Here is a 14,512-nt window from a genome sequence, read left to right on the forward strand (position 1 = left end):
GCCTATATTTGAGACACGGCAGACCGACACAGACACTGGCAAGGAGAGCATCATGGAAAAGCCCATCATCCCGCTGACTCCGATCCCGGTGACCGGGCGTTCCGGCCCACGTCCGGGCTACTGAACCGCCGCGTCACCGCTTCTGCGCCGGGGGCTCCGCCCTTGGCATAGCCATCAATCAGCGCCAGCGCGTAGCTGCCCAGCTGATAGGCTCTCTGCCGCATCTGCACATAATCCTGATAGATCAGGATCCGACGCCCCTGCGGCAGCTGCGCGAAGCGGTCCGACCGCATGTCTTCGGCCAGCGCCCGGATCGACGCGATCAGGCTGTAATAGGCCACCACCGCGTCGATGGTCTGGCGCGGCAGCACCTCGATTTCATCCAGCAGCGCGGCATAGACCCGGTCATGCACCTCGTTGGGGATGAAGGGCACGAAGCTTTCATCCGCCTCCATCCGGGCCACAAGCTGCGCCGCCTGCGCATCGCCCTGCCCTTCGGAATAAAACGCGGCGAGCGTGTCGCGGATTTCGGCAAAAAGCGCCTTGTGGTAATCGCGCAGCTTTTCGGCCTTGTCGCGCGCCCGCCCGGTTTCGGCGAACATCGTCGTGGTCAGCCATCCCAGCGCGATGACCAGCCCCGCAATCAGCGCCTGCCACAGCCGGTCCTCCAGATCGGCAAGCCGTGACAGCACCAGCAGCGGCAGGCCCAGCAGCAGCGCCACGGGCAGCGCGATGCGGGCAAAGCGCAGAAGGATGCTGCGCGAGATCGCCGCCCCCTCGCCCAGAAGCAGCAGCAGCGCAGCCCCAAGCCCCAGCAGCGCAAGCACGCCCGCGCCGATCCAGACATCAAGGGGCTGCGCCGGGGTCATGGGATCACTCGAACTCCATGATGACATCATCCACGGCCAGACTGTCGCCCGCGCCCGCGTTGATCTTCTTCACCACGCCGCGCCGTTCCGCGCGCAGGATGTTTTCCATCTTCATCGCCTCGACGGTGCAGAGCGCCTGACCGTCCTGCACCTCGTCGCCTTCGGAGACGTTGATCTTCACCACAAGCCCGGGCATCGGACACAGCAGCAGCTTCGACGTGTCAGGCGGCAGCTTTTCCGGCATCAGCCGCGCCAGTTCCGCCTGCCGCGGCGTGCGCACGATGACCTTCAGATCGGCGCCGCGGCTGCGGATGTGGAACCCCGCCGACACCTTGCCGACCTTCAGCACCAGCGGACGGCCATTCACCTCCATCCGGGCCAGCGTCATGCCGGGGGTCCAGCTGCCGGTCACGCGAATCTCGGCGCCATCGGCAAAGCGCACGGTGGATCCCTGCCGGTCGGCGGCGATGGTCACCTCATGGTCCACGCCCTGCAGCGACACGGTCCAGTCGCTGCCCACCTTGCGTTCGTGATTGTCGAGCGTGCCGGAAATGCGGCTGCGCCGGATCTCGGCCACGCGGTTCATCGCGGCGCAGGCGGCGGCGATGTCGCGCAGCGCGGGCTCCGGCAGGGTCACGCCCGCAAAGCCTTCGGGATATTCCTCGGCGATGAAGGCGGTGGTGATGTTGCCGGAGACAAAGCGCGGATGGTCCATCACGGCGGCAAGGAACGGCAGGTTGTGGCCGATTCCCTCCACCTCGAAACTGTCCAGCGCGTTGCGCATCACCTCGATGGCCTGCTCGCGCGTGGGCGCCCATGTGCAGAGCTTGGCGATCATCGGGTCGTAATACATGCTGATCTCGCCGCCCTCATAGACGCCGGTATCATTGCGCACCACGCCGCCCAGCATCTCGCCCTCGGCAGGCGGGCGGTAGCGGGTCAGCCGCCCGATGGAGGGCAGGAAGCCGCGATAGGGATCCTCGGCGTAAAGCCGGTTCTCGATGGCCCAGCCGTCAATCTTGACGTCGTCCTGCGTGATCGTCAGCGGTTCGCCATGGGCGATGCGGATCATCTGCTCCACAAGGTCGATGCCGGTGATCAGTTCGGTCACCGGGTGTTCGACCTGCAGCCGGGTGTTCATTTCAAGGAAATAGAAGTTCTTGGCGCCGTCGACGATGAATTCCACCGTGCCCGCAGAGGTGTATCCCACCGCCTTGGCAAGCGCGACCGCCTGCTCGCCCATGGCGCGGCGGGTCTCGGGATCCAGAAACGGGCTCGGCGCCTCCTCGACGACCTTCTGGTTGCGGCGCTGGATCGAACATTCGCGTTCGTTCAGATAGAGGCCGTTGCCATGGGCGTCGCACAGCACCTGAATCTCGATATGGCGGGGCTGGGTCACAAACTTTTCGATGAAGATGCGGTCATCGCCAAAGCTGCTGGCCGCCTCGTTCTTCGACGACTGGAAGCCCTCGCGCGCCTCCTCGTCCGTCCATGCGATGCGCATGCCCTTGCCGCCGCCCCCGGCGCTGGCCTTGATCATCACCGGATAGCCGATCTGGTTGGAGATGGTCACCGCCTCTTCGGCATCGGCGATCAGCCCCATATAACCCGGCACGGTGTTCACCCCGGCTTCGGCGGCGATCTTCTTGGAGGTGATCTTGTCCCCCATCGCCTCGATCGCCTTCACCGGCGGGCCGACAAAGGCCACGCCCTCGGCGTCCAGCGCCTGCGCGAATTTGGGATTTTCGGACAGAAAGCCATAGCCCGGATGCACCGCCTGCGCGCCGGACTGGCGGATGGCCCCCATGATCCTGTCGATCACGATATAGGACTGGCTCGCCGGGGCCGCGCCGATATGCACGGCCTCGTCGGCCATCTCCACATGCAGCGCGTTCCTGTCCGCGTCCGAATAGACCGCCACCGTCTTGATGCCCATGCGCCGGGCCGTCTTGATGACGCGGCAGGCAATCTCCCCCCGGTTGGCGATCAGGATCTTCTCGAACATCTCCGTCCCTTTCCTAGATGGTCGCGGCCCGCTGGCGCCGGTCCGGCGCTGGCCCAAACACGAAAAAGGCCACCGGAGCCGGATGCTCCGATGGCCAGAAACTCAGACTGTCACATGGCAGACGCGGGCTGGTCAGCGCCGCGTCGCCCTTGGTGAGCCGGGGCTCAGCAGCGCGAGGGGTAGCGGTTGCAATACGCGACGTTGCCGGCTGCGCCGACCAGCGCCCCCGTGGCGAGGTCGCCGTCAACTGCCGCTGCCGTGGCCGCGCCCGCGCCGGCACCGATGATGCCCCGCTCGCCAACCGTGTCGCCACAGGCCGCAAGACCCAGAAGTGCCGCGCCGAGGGTGAGTGCTTTGATCGTCTGCATGGGAAACTGTCCTTCGTGTTCGTCTCTGCCGATGCCGAACTAACCCATGATACCGGGGTCAGGTTCCACCCAAATGCGCACGCTGTCGTGAACCCGGCGAAGGATGGCCGATCCTGCGGTCCGGCAGGCACCTTTGCGCCGACCCCGACCGGACTGCAGGGGAAAGAGACGGGCGACGGGCAAGGGGATGTGCCACGCCGCCCGCAAGGGGAAGGGTTACGGCAGATGCGGCGGACGGAGTCCCGTTCCCCCGCGCCTGCACCCATAACGCTGCCCGAGCGGCCCCCCCGCGCAAAGCGGAGCGTGCCGGACCGGGTCCGGTCGGCCTCTTTCCGCTCAAATCGGCGAGGGAGCGGCAAGCTCACGCCCATTCCTCCGGTGAGTCGAAGGCTTCGGGGAAGGACAGCCGCGCCGCCTTCTCGTCGATGATCAGCAGCGAGTCATAGCTGACCGGATCGAAGGGCGAGTCGTAGGGCAGCACTTCGCGGCCAAAGAGCCATGACAGCCGTCCGGCATCCAGATTGCCCCGTTCAAAGGGCTCGGTGCCAAAATGCGCCCAGAGCGAGGCCATGAAGGCCAGATCGGCGCGTTTGTCGGGGGGTCTGCGGTCACGATACCGTTCGCGCTTGATCAGCGGCGTGGCGCCATCGGGATTGGCGCGGCGGATGGTGAACTGGAAGTCGGTGCCGGGCAGACGGCCGGGGAATCCGCGATGCTTCAGCATGTGCAGCCCTCCACACCGGAGACCTGCAGGCGCTGCAGAAGCGGGACGGACCCTTGCGGGGCCCGTCCCGAAGGCAAATTACTTGTACTTGCCGGTGTAGACGGGTTCAGTGGTGATCGGCTCGGGGTCGACCACAACGAACTCTTCTTCCTGCTGGCCGCCGCATGCCGAAAGCGTGGCAACGAAACCAAGCATGGCAAGAAGCTGGATGCTCTTGGACATCTTATTCTCCTGTCAGATTCGACGGAACCGGCAGATTTCACCGGCCCTCGTCCAGAGGTAACGATTGCTTGGGTGCAATCGTGATCGACCATATCCGAATCGAAAACCGAAAGATATGCGGCCCGAACTGCGGCGCCGAGTTGTGGCAGCAAAGCCTCATGTGTCCTGCGACATGAGGTTTCCGCCCCAAGATATTGTGTAAGCATTAGAATGCCTCCCAGATACAGGTGTCGTCGCGCAACGAGAATGCCTCGAAGATCTGACGTACATCCGGCCTCGGTTGCCCGAATTCAACGGGAGCTTCCATCAGGGAAATGACGATCTGCGCCGGGGGCGCGGCATCGCTGCCCAGATGCGACATTGCGTAGTCTTGACACAGGAACTGCATGTCCGTCACCAGCGCGTCGGGATCATGCGCCATGGTGCTGCCGATCATGGGTGCCAGAAAGCGAAATCGCAGGATCGGCCCCCCGCCAAAATCATCGGTCAGCGTCTCGTAAAGCCGCACCTCCATGCCGGAGGGCACTGCCACGGCGCTCTCCTCAGGCGCCGTGGTCTGGCCCGACGCGGCGGAACCCGCCAGCGCCAGAATCGCTGCTCCCATTTGCTGCAGGCGGCGGGACGTCATGCGGCCCACCGCAGCCAGCGCGCCCGGCGGGCGCCATCCTCCAGCACCGCGGCGATGCGCGCCTCGGCCTGTGCGCGGGGCACCGCCCCCGCAACCTCTCCGCCCGCCAGCAGATGCAGCTGGCCGTCCTGCGGCGTGATCCGCACGCAGGGGGCAAAGCCGCGCAGGTCGCGCAGCGCCCGCCACAGATCCTGCCGCACCTGATGCGCCAGCCGTTCGGGCCGCGCCACCTGCGGCAGAATCGTGCCCACGCCCAGATCGAAGCGCGCGGGCAGACGGCGTGACAGCGTCAGCGTGCCCTCGGCGCGGGTGATGTGCCAGCCGCGGCTGGTGCCCTTGCGGTCTCCCATCCCGGTCACAGCGGAATGTTGTCGTGTTTCTTCCACGGATTGCTGAGCGACTTGTTGCGCAGCATGGCAAAGGCGCGCGCCACCCTGCGGCGGGTCGACCGTGGCTGGATCACCTCGTCGATGAAGCCGCGTTCGGCGGCGACAAAGGGATTGGCGAAGCGGTCCTCGTAATCGGCGGTATGGCGCGCGATCTTTTCCGCATCGCCCAGATCGGCGCGGTGGATGATCTCTGTCGCGCCCTTGGCGCCCATCACCGCGATTTCCGCCGTGGGCCATGCATAGTTCACGTCGCCGCGCAGATGTTTGGAGGCCATCACGTCATAGGCCCCGCCATAGGCCTTGCGGGTGATGACCGTGACCTTGGGCACCGTCGCCTCGCCATAGGCGAACAGCAGCTTGGCGCCATGCTTGATGACCCCGCCAAATTCCTGCCCCGTCCCCGGCAGGAAGCCCGGCACGTCGACAAAGGTCAGGATCGGAATTTCGAAACAGTCGCAGAACCGGACGAAGCGCGCGGCCTTGCGGCTGGAATCGATGTCCAGACAGCCCGCCAGCACCATGGGCTGGTTGGCGACCACGCCCACCGTCTGCCCCTCCAGCCGGATGAAGCCGGTGATGATGTTGCGGGCGAAATCTTCCTGAATCTCGTAGAAATCCGCCTCGTCCGCGACCTTCAGGATCAGTTCCTTCATGTCATAGGGCTGATTGGCGTTTTCGGGGATGATCGTGTCGAGCGAGGTTTCCACCCGGTCCACATTGTCGAAGAACGGGCGCACGGGCGGCTTTTCGCGGTTGTTGAGCGGCAGGAAATCCACCAGCCGCCGCACCTCTGCCAGCGCCACCACGTCATTCTCGAACGCGCCATCCGCGACGGAGGATTTTTTGGTATGGGTAGCAGCCCCCCCAAGCTCCTCGGCGGTGACGATCTCGTTGGTCACGGTCTTGACCACATCCGGGCCGGTCACGAACATGTAGGAGGTGTCCTTCACCATGAAGATGAAGTCGGTCATGGCAGGCGAATAGACCGCGCCCCCTGCACAGGGCCCCATGATGACCGAAATCTGCGGCACCACGCCCGAGGCCAGCACGTTGCGCTGGAAAATCTCGGCATAGCCCGCAAGGCTGTCGACGCCTTCCTGAATCCGCGCGCCACCAGAATCGTTGAGCCCGATCACCGGCGCGCCGTTCTGCACCGCCATATCCATGATCTTGCAGATCTTCTGCGCATGCGTGGCCGACACCGACCCGCCCAGCACGGTGAAATCCTGACTGAAGACATAGACCATGCGCCCGTTGATGGTGCCCCAGCCGGTGACCACGCCATCGCCATAGGGCCGGTTCTGTTCCATGCCGAAATCGGTGCAGCGATGGGCCACGAACATGTCGTATTCCTCGAAACTGCCCTCGTCGAGCAGCAGTTCGATACGTTCGCGCGCGGTCAGCTTGCCCTTGGCATGCTGCGCGTCGATGCGGGCCTGACCGCCGCCGATCCGGGCACCGGCGCGGCGGCCCTCCAACTCCTGCAGAATGTCTTTCATGGCCGTCCCTCTCGTTTGGCCAGACCATACAGAGGCGCCTTTACCGCTCAAGTCAAATTCGGCAAATTTGCAAAGTCTGAAAAGTCGAAGGATTGCAAATAGCAAAGCCGCAAATGCTCCGCTCCCCCTGCGTCCTATATGGACTTTCAGAGACTCCCGTCATACGGGAACTGCATGCAGAGTCAGCCCGCCGTCCGTTTTCTGGACAACACCACGCCACCGCATCTTGTCACACTTGTCCTGCTTGCGGGACTGTCTGCGCTGGCCATGAACGTCTTTCTGCCGTCCCTGCCGCAGATGACGGCCTATTTTCAGACCGAACACACGCTGATGCAGCTTTCGGTGGCGATCTACCTCTGGGTGAACGCCGCGCTGCAGGTGGTGATCGGGCCGGTGTCCGACAAGTTCGGGCGGCGCCCGGTGATTCTGTGGGGGCTGGCGCTGTTCCTGCTGGCCACGCTGGGCTGCGTTCTGGCCACCGACGTGACCGTCTTCCTGATCTTCCGCATGTGTCAGGCGGTGATCGTCAGCGCCATGGTGCTGAGCCGCGCCGTGGTGCGCGACATGGTGGCCGAGGATCAGGCCGCCTCGCGCATCGCCTATGTCACCATGGGCGTGGCGGTGGTGCCGATGATCGGGCCGATGATCGGCGGCGTGCTGGGCGAGCTGATGGGCTGGCAGGCGGTGTTCTGGATGCTGCTGCTGCTGGGGGTCGCGATGATGTGGCTGGCATGGCGCGATCTGGGGGAAACCTCGCGCAGCCGGGGCCTGACGCTGGGCCAGCAGTTCCGCGAATATCCCGAACTGCTGACCAGCCCGCGCTTCTGGGGCTATGCGCTGGCCTGCGCCACCGCCTCGGGGTCGTTCTTTGCCTATCTGGGCGGCGCGCCCTTTGTGGGGTCGGTGCTGTTCGGCCTGTCAGAGGCGGAGGTGGGGCTTTATTTCGCCATCCCCGCCGTGGGCTATTTCCTTGGCAACTTCTTCTCTGGCCGGTTTTCCGCGCGTTACGGCATCAACCGGATGATCCTCTGGGGCTCCATCGTGCTGGCAGGCGGCATGGCGGGCGCGCTGGTGGTCTTTGCCATGGGGATGGGATCGGCGCTGAGCTTTTTCGGCTTCATGTGGTTCATGGGTTTCGGCAATGGCATGGTGGTGCCCAATGCCACGGCGGGCACGCTGACGGTGCGCCCGCATCTGGCGGGCACGGCCTCGGGTCTGGGCGGCGCGATCATGCTGGGCGGGGGCGGCGCGCTGTCGGCGCTGGCGGGCGGACTGCTCAGCGTGCAGTCCGGCGCATGGCCGCTCTTGTGGCTGATGCTGGCCACCTCGGTTGCCAGCCTGATCTGCATCCTGCTGGTGATCCGGCGCGACCGGCGGCTGGCGGGGCTGGACCTCGCGCGCTGAGTTTGCATAGTGACCCTGAAGCCGTGGCAAAGGTGCAAAGCCCTGCCCGGACCGGAGGGGCAGCATGGCGACACGCAAACTTTATGCCGGGGCAAAGCTGCGCGACCTGCGCGGGCGGCTGGGGCTGACGCAAAAGGATTTCGCCGCCAAGCTGGGCGTGTCCCTGCCCTATCTCAACCAGATGGAAAACAACAACCGCCCCGTCTCCACCACGGTGGTGCTGGCGCTGGCGCAGGAATTTGGCTTTGACGTCACCGAACTGGGTCAGGGCGATGCCGAACGGCTGGTTTCCGACATGCGTGAGGCGCTGGCCGATCCGGTCTTTGGCGAACATGCCCCGCCGCTGGCCGATCTGCGCCTGACCGCCTCCAACGCCCCGGCGCTGGCGCGGGCCTTTCTGGATCTGCACCGATCCTACCGGCAGACCCATGAACGGCTGGCGAGCCTAGACGAGGCGCTGGGGCGCGAGGGCGCGCAGCTGCAGCCCTCGCCTTGGGAAGAGGTGCGGGATTTCTTCCATTACTGCGACAATTACATCGACGCGGTGGACCGCGCGGCAGAACATTTTGCCCAGATGCTGGGCGGCGGTGGCCCCGATCTGCGCGCCGCCGTGATTGCCCGTCTGCGCGGGCGCGGCATCGCGGTGGAGATGGCACAGACCCCGGCGCTGCGCAGCTTCGATGCGGCGCGGCAGGTGCTGACGCTGTCCTCGCTCGCGCCTTACGAGACGCAGACCTTTCAGCTGCTGGTGCAGGTGGCGCTGCTGCGGCAGGATCCGCTGCTGGAAGCAACGCTGGATCTGGCGCGCTTCCAGTCCGACACCGCCCGCGCCATCGCCAAGCTGGGGCTTGCCAACTATTTCGCGGGCGCCGCGATGATGCCCTATGGCGCGGTGCTGGCGGCGGCGCAGGAGACGCGGCACGATCTCGATCTGCTGGCCGCACGCTTTGGCGCCTCGATCGAGCAGGTGGCGCACCGGCTTTCGACGCTGCAGCGGCCCGGCGCCAAGGGCATCCCGTTCTTTTTCGCCCGCGTCGATCAGGCCGGCACCATCACCAAGCGCCATTCCGCGACGCGGCTGCAATTCGCCCGTTTTGGCGGGGCCTGTCCGCTCTGGAACGTGCACCGCGCGTTCGAGACCCCGAACACCTTCCTGCGGCAGCTGGCAGAGACCCCGGACGGCGTGCGCTACGTGCTGCTGGCGCGCGACGTGACCAAGCCCGCGGGGCGGTTCGGCGCGCCGGTGCGCCGCTTTGCGATGGCTCTGGGATGCGAACTGCGCCACGCGGGCGCGCTGGTCTATGCCGACGGGATGGATCTGACCCGCGACCGGGCGTTCGAGCCCATCGGCATTTCCTGCCGCATCTGCGAACGCACCGACTGCCACCAGCGGTCGGTGCCGCCGCTGGAGCGGCGCCTGACCATCCGGCCAGACCGCCGCGACATCCTGCCCTATGCGCTGGACTGAGCCCTAGCGCCCTTCGGCCAGCGCACGTTTGGCAGCGAACACCTTTTCGCGTTCGACCCACGGGTAACGCGTGTCTTCCAGCACCGGCCCCCAGTAAAGATCGCCGCCATTGCGCCACGGATCCAGCACGATGCCCTGATCCATCCGCGCGCCTGCGGCACTGGCGATGACGGTGCTGTGTTCGATGCGGAGCGGCGTCATGGCATTGGCGATGGCCCGGTGCAGGTCGATGGTGCGGAAATCCTCCTGCAGCAGCCGCGCCTCCAGATCATCGGCCCATTGGTAGCACAGCCCGCGCGGGCGGGTGCCGTTGTTGACCTTGACGTTATGGATATAGGCGCTGTCGGTCACGTTCCATGCCACCGCCAGTTCGCGCGGATAGTCATAGGAAATGCGGGCCATGCGCGCCGCCTCTTCGGGATCGACATCGGGGCCAAGGCTGCGCAGGGCGGCCGCCAGTTCCATCACCTCGGCGGCGGAGGGCGGCGGCACATGCGGCGAGCGGGTGGCACAGGCAGAGAGCAGGAAAGCGGCCAGCAGAAGCGGCAGCAGGCAGAACCGGGAAAGAAGGCGTGGCACGGCAGGTCCGGACATTGAGGATGTTTCCCCGCGCCTAGCGCGCGCGCGCGACGTTGTCGAGCCGGGCACCGGTGCAGGCCCGCCCTTGCGGATCACGAAACGGTGGGGTCGCGGGCAGGCAGGGGGCTCTGCCCCCGCCCGCGCTGCCGCGCGGGCTCCCCCGGGATATTTGGGCCAAGAAGAAGCGCGGATCGCAAAAGCGTGGGGGCGGCTTGCGAGGCAGGGCCGGGCGGAGTAAAGGCGTTCCGACTGCGACGGACACAGACTGACCGGGGGGATCCCATGTCGATCGACACCAAGACCGCCGCGCGGGTCGCCAAACTGGCGCGCATCCGTGTGGAAGACGAGGCGCTGCCGGCGCTGGCCCATGAATTCAGCGCCATTCTCGACTTCATCGAGCAGCTGAACGAAGTGGATGTGGACGGCGTGGAGCCCATGGTCTCGGTCACGCCGATGCAGCTGAAGCGGCGCGCCGATGTGGTGACGGATGGCAACATCCAGACACAGGTCCTGTCGAACGCGCCCGATGCGCGCGAAGGGTTCTTTGCCGTGCCGAAGGTGATGGAATGAGCGAGCTTGCCAAACTGACCGTGGCCGCGGCGCGCGATGCGCTGCGCGCCGGAGACGTGACCTCGGTGGATCTGACCGAGGCCTGCCTTGGCGCCATCGAGACGGCGGGGGCGCTCAACGCCTTTGTCCACAAGACCCCCGAGATCGCACTGGAGCAGGCGCGCGCGGCGGATGCCCGGATTGCGGCGGGCGACGCGCCCGCGCTCTGCGGCATTCCCATGGGGATCAAGGATCTGTTCTGCACCAAGGGCGTTCCCAGTCAGGCGGCCTCGCGCATCCTTGAAGGCTTCACGCCGGAATACGAATCGACCGTCACCAGCCAGCTCTTCGAAGCGGGCGCCGTGATGCTGGGCAAGCTCAACATGGACGAGTTTGCCATGGGCTCCAGCAACGAGACCTCCTGTTACGGCAATGCGGTCAACCCGTGGCGGCGCGGCAATGACACCACGGCGCTGACCCCCGGCGGCTCTTCCGGCGGGTCTGCCGCCGCGGTGGCCGCCGATCTGTGCCTTGCCGCCACCGGCACCGATACCGGCGGCTCGATCCGCCAGCCCGCCGCCTTTGCCGGCATCACCGGCATCAAGCCCACCTATGGCCGCTGCTCGCGCTGGGGGGTCGTCGCCTTCGCCTCGAGCCTCGATCAGGCGGGCCCGATGACCAAGGACGTGCGCGATGCGGCCATCGTGCTGCAGGCGATGTGCGGCCATGATCCGAAGGACAGCACCTCCGCCGATCTGCCCGTGCCCGATTTCGAGGCGCTGCTGACCGGCGACATCCGGGGCAAGGTCATCGGCATCCCGCGCGAATACCGCATGGACGGCATGAATGACGAGATCGCGGCACTCTGGGACGAGGGCGCGCGGATGCTGGCCGAGGCCGGGGCCAAGATCACCGACATCTCGCTGCCCCATACCAAATACGCCCTGCCCGCCTATTACGTCATCGCCCCCGCCGAGGCCTCGTCGAACCTCGCGCGCTATGACGGGGTGCGCTATGGCCATCGCGCCGCGCTGAGCCGGGGCGAGGGCATCAACGACATGTATGAAAAGACCCGCGCCGAAGGCTTCGGCGCAGAGGTGCAGCGCCGGGTCATGGTGGGCACCTATGTGCTGTCCGCCGGGTTCTACGACGCCTATTACAACCGCGCCCGCAAGGTCCGCACCCTGATCAAGCGCGACTTCGAAGAAGCCTTCGCCGCCGGGGTCGATGCGATCCTGACGCCTGCCACGCCCTCCGCCGCTTTTGGTCTGGGCGAGATGCAGGAGGCCGATCCGGTGCAGATGTATCTCAATGATGTGTTCACCGTGACGGTGAACCTTGCCGGCCTTCCGGGCGTTTCCGTTCCGGCGGGTCTGGACAGGCAGGGGCTGCCGCTGGGTCTGCAGCTGATCGGCAGACCGTGGGAAGAGGGCGACCTGCTCAACACGGCCTATGCGCTGGAACGCGCGGCGGGCTTCTCCCAGAAGCCTGCACAATGGTGGTAATCACTCGGGAGAGTTCTGGGGTGCAACGCAAGATCATGACACGGACCTTCCTCTGCGGCGCGGCGCTCTGCGCGCTGGCCGCCTGCACGACCCCCATTCCGGACAGCGGCACCGGCGTGGGCTTCGATGATTATGCCAGCTACGAGGCGCGGCAGTCCCGCGACGCGGCGCTGGCAGGCGGCGGCGCTGCCACGCCCGTGACGACCACGCCCGCGCCGGGCCCCTCCACCCCCGGCATGATCGGCAACGCGCAGGAAGACGCCGCGATCCGCGCCGCGCTGGACGGCAATTCCGGCGTGGCGCCGGTGAATGCCTCCCCCTCCAACGCTGCCCCCGACGTGGCGGGCAACGGCTCCGGCATTTCGGCGGAGAACGATTTTTCCGCCGTGTCGGCGGAACGCAGCATTCAGGACGATGCCGCGATGATCGCGCAGAACCGCGCGCAATATCAGATCATCCGCCCGACCGACCTGCCGCCGCGCCCCGATTCCTCGGCGCCGAACATTGTGGAATACGCCCTGCGCACCACCAATCCGGTGGGCACGGCGCTTTATCGCCGCGGACCCTTCGCCAGCGCCGAAAAGGCCATCCGCGCCTGCGCCGCCTACAGCTCGCCGGACCGCGCGCAGGAGGATTTCCTTGCCAGCGGCGGGCCGGAGCGCGACCGCAAGTCGCTTGATCCCGATGGCGACGGCTTCGCCTGCGCCTGGGATCCGGCCCCCTTCCGCGCGGTGCGGGGCAGCTGACCCCGCTCTGGTGCCCGTCGGACAATTTCGGGCCGCGCCGGTCTGGCGCGCGGCCCGATCTGGTGGTGCTGCATTACACCGTCATCCCCACGGCCCGCGCCACGCTTGACCATCTGCGCCACCCCGGATCCGGCGTCTCCGCCCATTACGTGCTCGACCGCGACGGCACCTGCTGGCAGCTCGTCACCGAAGAGATGCGCGCATGGCATGCGGGGCTTGGCGCATGGGGCACGGTGACCGAGGTCAATTCCCGGGCCATCGGCATCGAACTGGTCAATACCGGCACCGAACCCTTCCCCGAACCGCAGATCTCGGCGCTGGAGACGCTGCTCGCGGGGATCCTGCGGCGCTGGTCCATCCCCCCCGCCCGGGTCATCGGCCATTCCGACATGGCCCCGACCCGCAAGCAGGATCCCGGCCCCCGTTTCGACTGGGCGCGGCTGGTGCGCCGCGGGCTTGCGGTCGCGGCCGCGCCTGCCGCCCCCGGGGACTTCCTCGGCGCCGCCGCGCGGTTCGGCTACCGCGCAGCCCCCGGCGAGGAAGAGGCGCTGCTTGCGGCCTTCCGCGCCCGCTTCCGCCCCGGCGCCCGCGGCCCGCTCGACGATCACGACCGGGCCCTGATGGCCGGGCTCGCCGCCGCCTATCCCGCCGGCTGACGCTTCATCTTGCCCCTAAACTCCGGGGGTGAATTGGCGCTCCGCGCCAAGAGGGGGCAGAGCCCCCTCCTCCCCTCCCCCCGCGCTTTACCTGCCACGAGGCCGTGCTACCCTCCGGCCCGAACCACATCAGGAGACTGCCTCATGAACATCCTCTGGCTTGGCCACGGATCCTTCCGCATCGACATCGAAGATCAGGTGCTGCTCATCGACCCTTGGGTGCATGGCAATCCGATGATGCCCGAAGACCGCATCGAGGAGGCGCTGCAGGGCGCCACGCAGATCCTTGTCACCCATGGCCATTCCGACCACACCGCCGATCTGGTGACGGTCTCGCAGAAAACCGGCGCGCCGGTCTCCGGCATGGTGGAACTGGCCGGGATGCTGCATGGTCAGGGCGCGGTCGAGGGCCATGCCTTCAACAAGGGCGGCACCGTCAGCTTCGGCGGCGTCCGGGTGACCATGGTGCCCGCCTCGCATTCCTCCTCGCTGCCCGTCGACGGCAAGCCGCATTATGCCGGAATGGAAACCGGCTTCATGATCGCGGGCGAGGGCCATGTGATCTACTTCTCCGGCGACACCACGCTGATGGCCGACATGGGCTGGATGGGCGCCTATCACAAGCCCGACATCGGCATCCTGTCCTGTGGCGGCTATTACACCATGGACATGGCCGCCGCGGCCTATGCCGCCAAGACATGGTTCGACTTCAAGACCGTGATCCCCGGCCATTACCGCACCTTCCCGGCGCTGGAACAGTCGGCGGCGGCGCTGGCAGAGGCGCTGCCCGGCGTGCGCGTGGTGGAGCCGCAGGTGCTGGAACCGATCACGATCTAGGCCAAAACGCCGCCTCCCCGGCTTGCCCGGGGGGCGCGGCATTCCATGGGGGCAGGACAGGGAC

16 protein-coding genes are annotated in these 14,512 nt (G+C 66.5%); 7 read left to right on the forward strand and 9 right to left on the reverse strand.

The features are described 5' to 3' along the window. Positions 1-65 precede the first annotated feature (65 nt). The 8 genes from BLR51_RS19295 to BLR51_RS19325 all read right to left on the reverse strand — a co-directional run bounded on the left by BLR51_RS19295 (position 66) and on the right by BLR51_RS19325 (position 6,704). Complete coding sequence (locus BLR51_RS19295) at positions 66-869, reverse strand: hypothetical protein (protein ID WP_089850044.1); 804 nt, start codon at positions 867-869, stop codon at positions 66-68. A gap of 4 nt (positions 870-873) precedes the next feature. Continuing rightward, positions 874-2,874, reverse strand: a complete 2,001-nt coding sequence (locus BLR51_RS19300; RefSeq protein WP_089850046.1) for an acetyl-CoA carboxylase biotin carboxylase subunit — start codon at positions 2,872-2,874, stop codon at positions 874-876. Positions 2,875-3,038: 164 nt separating this feature from the next. Beyond that, positions 3,039-3,242, reverse strand: a complete 204-nt coding sequence (locus tag BLR51_RS19305; protein WP_089850048.1) for a hypothetical protein — start codon at positions 3,240-3,242, stop codon at positions 3,039-3,041. A gap of 361 nt (positions 3,243-3,603) precedes the next feature. Then, positions 3,604-3,966 carry a hypothetical protein gene (locus BLR51_RS19310; RefSeq protein WP_089850050.1) on the reverse strand — a complete coding sequence of 121 codons (363 nt, stop codon included), beginning with the start codon at positions 3,964-3,966 and terminating at the stop codon, positions 3,604-3,606. Between the two features lie 78 nt (positions 3,967-4,044). Then, positions 4,045-4,188 carry a hypothetical protein gene (locus BLR51_RS27815; RefSeq protein ID WP_165616882.1) on the reverse strand — a complete coding sequence of 48 codons (144 nt, stop codon included), beginning with the start codon at positions 4,186-4,188 and terminating at the stop codon, positions 4,045-4,047. Between the two features lie 205 nt (positions 4,189-4,393). After that, positions 4,394-4,816: a DUF6497 family protein gene (locus BLR51_RS19315; RefSeq protein WP_375342693.1), complete on the reverse strand. Its 423-nt coding sequence runs from the start codon at positions 4,814-4,816 to the stop codon at positions 4,394-4,396. After that, entirely contained in the window at positions 4,813-5,166 is a 354-nt protein-coding gene (locus BLR51_RS19320; RefSeq protein WP_089850052.1) for a hypothetical protein, read from the reverse strand. The genes BLR51_RS19315 and BLR51_RS19320 overlap by 4 nt, the downstream gene beginning before the upstream one ends. Before the next feature lie 5 nt (positions 5,167-5,171). Next, positions 5,172-6,704: an acyl-CoA carboxylase subunit beta gene (locus tag BLR51_RS19325; RefSeq protein WP_089850054.1), complete on the reverse strand. Its 1,533-nt coding sequence runs from the start codon at positions 6,702-6,704 to the stop codon at positions 5,172-5,174. A 174-nt stretch (positions 6,705-6,878) separates the two neighbouring features. Here BLR51_RS19325 and BLR51_RS19330 point away from each other — a divergent pair, with 174 nt between their 5' ends. Then, the gene (locus BLR51_RS19330) at positions 6,879-8,108 is read left to right on the forward strand and encodes a multidrug effflux MFS transporter (protein ID WP_089850056.1); all 1,230 of its coding nucleotides are present in this window, start codon (positions 6,879-6,881) and stop codon (positions 8,106-8,108) included. Between the two features lie 64 nt (positions 8,109-8,172). After that, positions 8,173-9,576 carry a helix-turn-helix domain-containing protein gene (locus BLR51_RS19335; RefSeq protein WP_089850058.1) on the forward strand — a complete coding sequence of 468 codons (1,404 nt, stop codon included), beginning with the start codon at positions 8,173-8,175 and terminating at the stop codon, positions 9,574-9,576. 3 nt (positions 9,577-9,579) lie between these two features. Here BLR51_RS19335 and BLR51_RS19340 read toward each other — a convergent pair whose 3' ends face one another. Then, on the reverse strand, positions 9,580-10,155 hold the full coding sequence (locus BLR51_RS19340) for a hypothetical protein (RefSeq protein ID WP_242656782.1): 576 nt from the start codon (positions 10,153-10,155) through the stop codon (positions 9,580-9,582). A 282-nt stretch (positions 10,156-10,437) separates the two neighbouring features. Between BLR51_RS19340 and gatC the strand changes: the two genes are divergently transcribed. From gatC to BLR51_RS19365, 5 genes are all read left to right on the forward strand, one after another. Beyond that, the gene (gatC, locus tag BLR51_RS19345; protein WP_089850062.1) at positions 10,438-10,725 is read left to right on the forward strand and encodes an Asp-tRNA(Asn)/Glu-tRNA(Gln) amidotransferase subunit GatC; all 288 of its coding nucleotides are present in this window, start codon (positions 10,438-10,440) and stop codon (positions 10,723-10,725) included. After that, the gene (gene gatA / locus BLR51_RS19350; RefSeq protein WP_089850064.1) at positions 10,722-12,209 is read left to right on the forward strand and encodes an Asp-tRNA(Asn)/Glu-tRNA(Gln) amidotransferase subunit GatA; all 1,488 of its coding nucleotides are present in this window, start codon (positions 10,722-10,724) and stop codon (positions 12,207-12,209) included. The genes gatC and gatA overlap by 4 nt, the downstream gene beginning before the upstream one ends. Positions 12,210-12,244: 35 nt before the next feature. Then, positions 12,245-12,955: a hypothetical protein gene (locus tag BLR51_RS19355; RefSeq protein WP_089850066.1), complete on the forward strand. Its 711-nt coding sequence runs from the start codon at positions 12,245-12,247 to the stop codon at positions 12,953-12,955. Continuing rightward, positions 12,916-13,611 carry an N-acetylmuramoyl-L-alanine amidase gene (locus BLR51_RS19360; RefSeq protein ID WP_089850068.1) on the forward strand — a complete coding sequence of 232 codons (696 nt, stop codon included), beginning with the start codon at positions 12,916-12,918 and terminating at the stop codon, positions 13,609-13,611. Before BLR51_RS19355 ends, BLR51_RS19360 begins: the two co-directional genes overlap by 40 nt. A gap of 144 nt (positions 13,612-13,755) precedes the next feature. After that, on the forward strand, positions 13,756-14,448 hold the full coding sequence (locus BLR51_RS19365; protein WP_089850070.1) for a metal-dependent hydrolase: 693 nt from the start codon (positions 13,756-13,758) through the stop codon (positions 14,446-14,448). Positions 14,449-14,512 lie beyond the last annotated feature (64 nt).

This window comes from Salipiger marinus, from assembly GCF_900100085.1.
Taxonomy (GTDB): domain Bacteria; phylum Pseudomonadota; class Alphaproteobacteria; order Rhodobacterales; family Rhodobacteraceae; genus Salipiger; species Salipiger marinus.

Excerpts from the sequence above, each read along its gene's own strand:
- BLR51_RS19295 (WP_089850044.1), bottom strand. The coding sequence starts at position 869 with ATGACCCCGGCGCAGCCCCTTGATGTCTGGATCGGCGCGGGCGTGCTT.
- BLR51_RS19300 (WP_089850046.1), bottom strand. The coding sequence starts at position 2,874 with ATGTTCGAGAAGATCCTGATCGCCAACCGGGGGGAGATTGCCTGCCGC.
- BLR51_RS19305 (WP_089850048.1), bottom strand. The coding sequence starts at position 3,242 with ATGCAGACGATCAAAGCACTCACCCTCGGCGCGGCACTTCTGGGTCTT.
- BLR51_RS19310 (WP_089850050.1), bottom strand. The coding sequence starts at position 3,966 with ATGCTGAAGCATCGCGGATTCCCCGGCCGTCTGCCCGGCACCGACTTC.
- BLR51_RS27815 (WP_165616882.1), bottom strand. The coding sequence starts at position 4,188 with ATGTCCAAGAGCATCCAGCTTCTTGCCATGCTTGGTTTCGTTGCCACG.
- BLR51_RS19315 (WP_375342693.1), bottom strand. The coding sequence starts at position 4,816 with ATGACGTCCCGCCGCCTGCAGCAAATGGGAGCAGCGATTCTGGCGCTG.
- BLR51_RS19320 (WP_089850052.1), bottom strand. The coding sequence starts at position 5,166 with ATGGGAGACCGCAAGGGCACCAGCCGCGGCTGGCACATCACCCGCGCC.
- BLR51_RS19325 (WP_089850054.1), bottom strand. The coding sequence starts at position 6,704 with ATGAAAGACATTCTGCAGGAGTTGGAGGGCCGCCGCGCCGGTGCCCGG.
- BLR51_RS19330 (WP_089850056.1), top strand. The coding sequence starts at position 6,879 with ATGCAGAGTCAGCCCGCCGTCCGTTTTCTGGACAACACCACGCCACCG.
- BLR51_RS19335 (WP_089850058.1), top strand. The coding sequence starts at position 8,173 with ATGGCGACACGCAAACTTTATGCCGGGGCAAAGCTGCGCGACCTGCGC.
- gatC (WP_089850062.1), top strand. The coding sequence starts at position 10,438 with ATGTCGATCGACACCAAGACCGCCGCGCGGGTCGCCAAACTGGCGCGC.
- gatA (WP_089850064.1), top strand. The coding sequence starts at position 10,722 with ATGAGCGAGCTTGCCAAACTGACCGTGGCCGCGGCGCGCGATGCGCTG.
- BLR51_RS19355 (WP_089850066.1), top strand. The coding sequence starts at position 12,245 with ATGACACGGACCTTCCTCTGCGGCGCGGCGCTCTGCGCGCTGGCCGCC.
- BLR51_RS19365 (WP_089850070.1), top strand. The coding sequence starts at position 13,756 with ATGAACATCCTCTGGCTTGGCCACGGATCCTTCCGCATCGACATCGAA.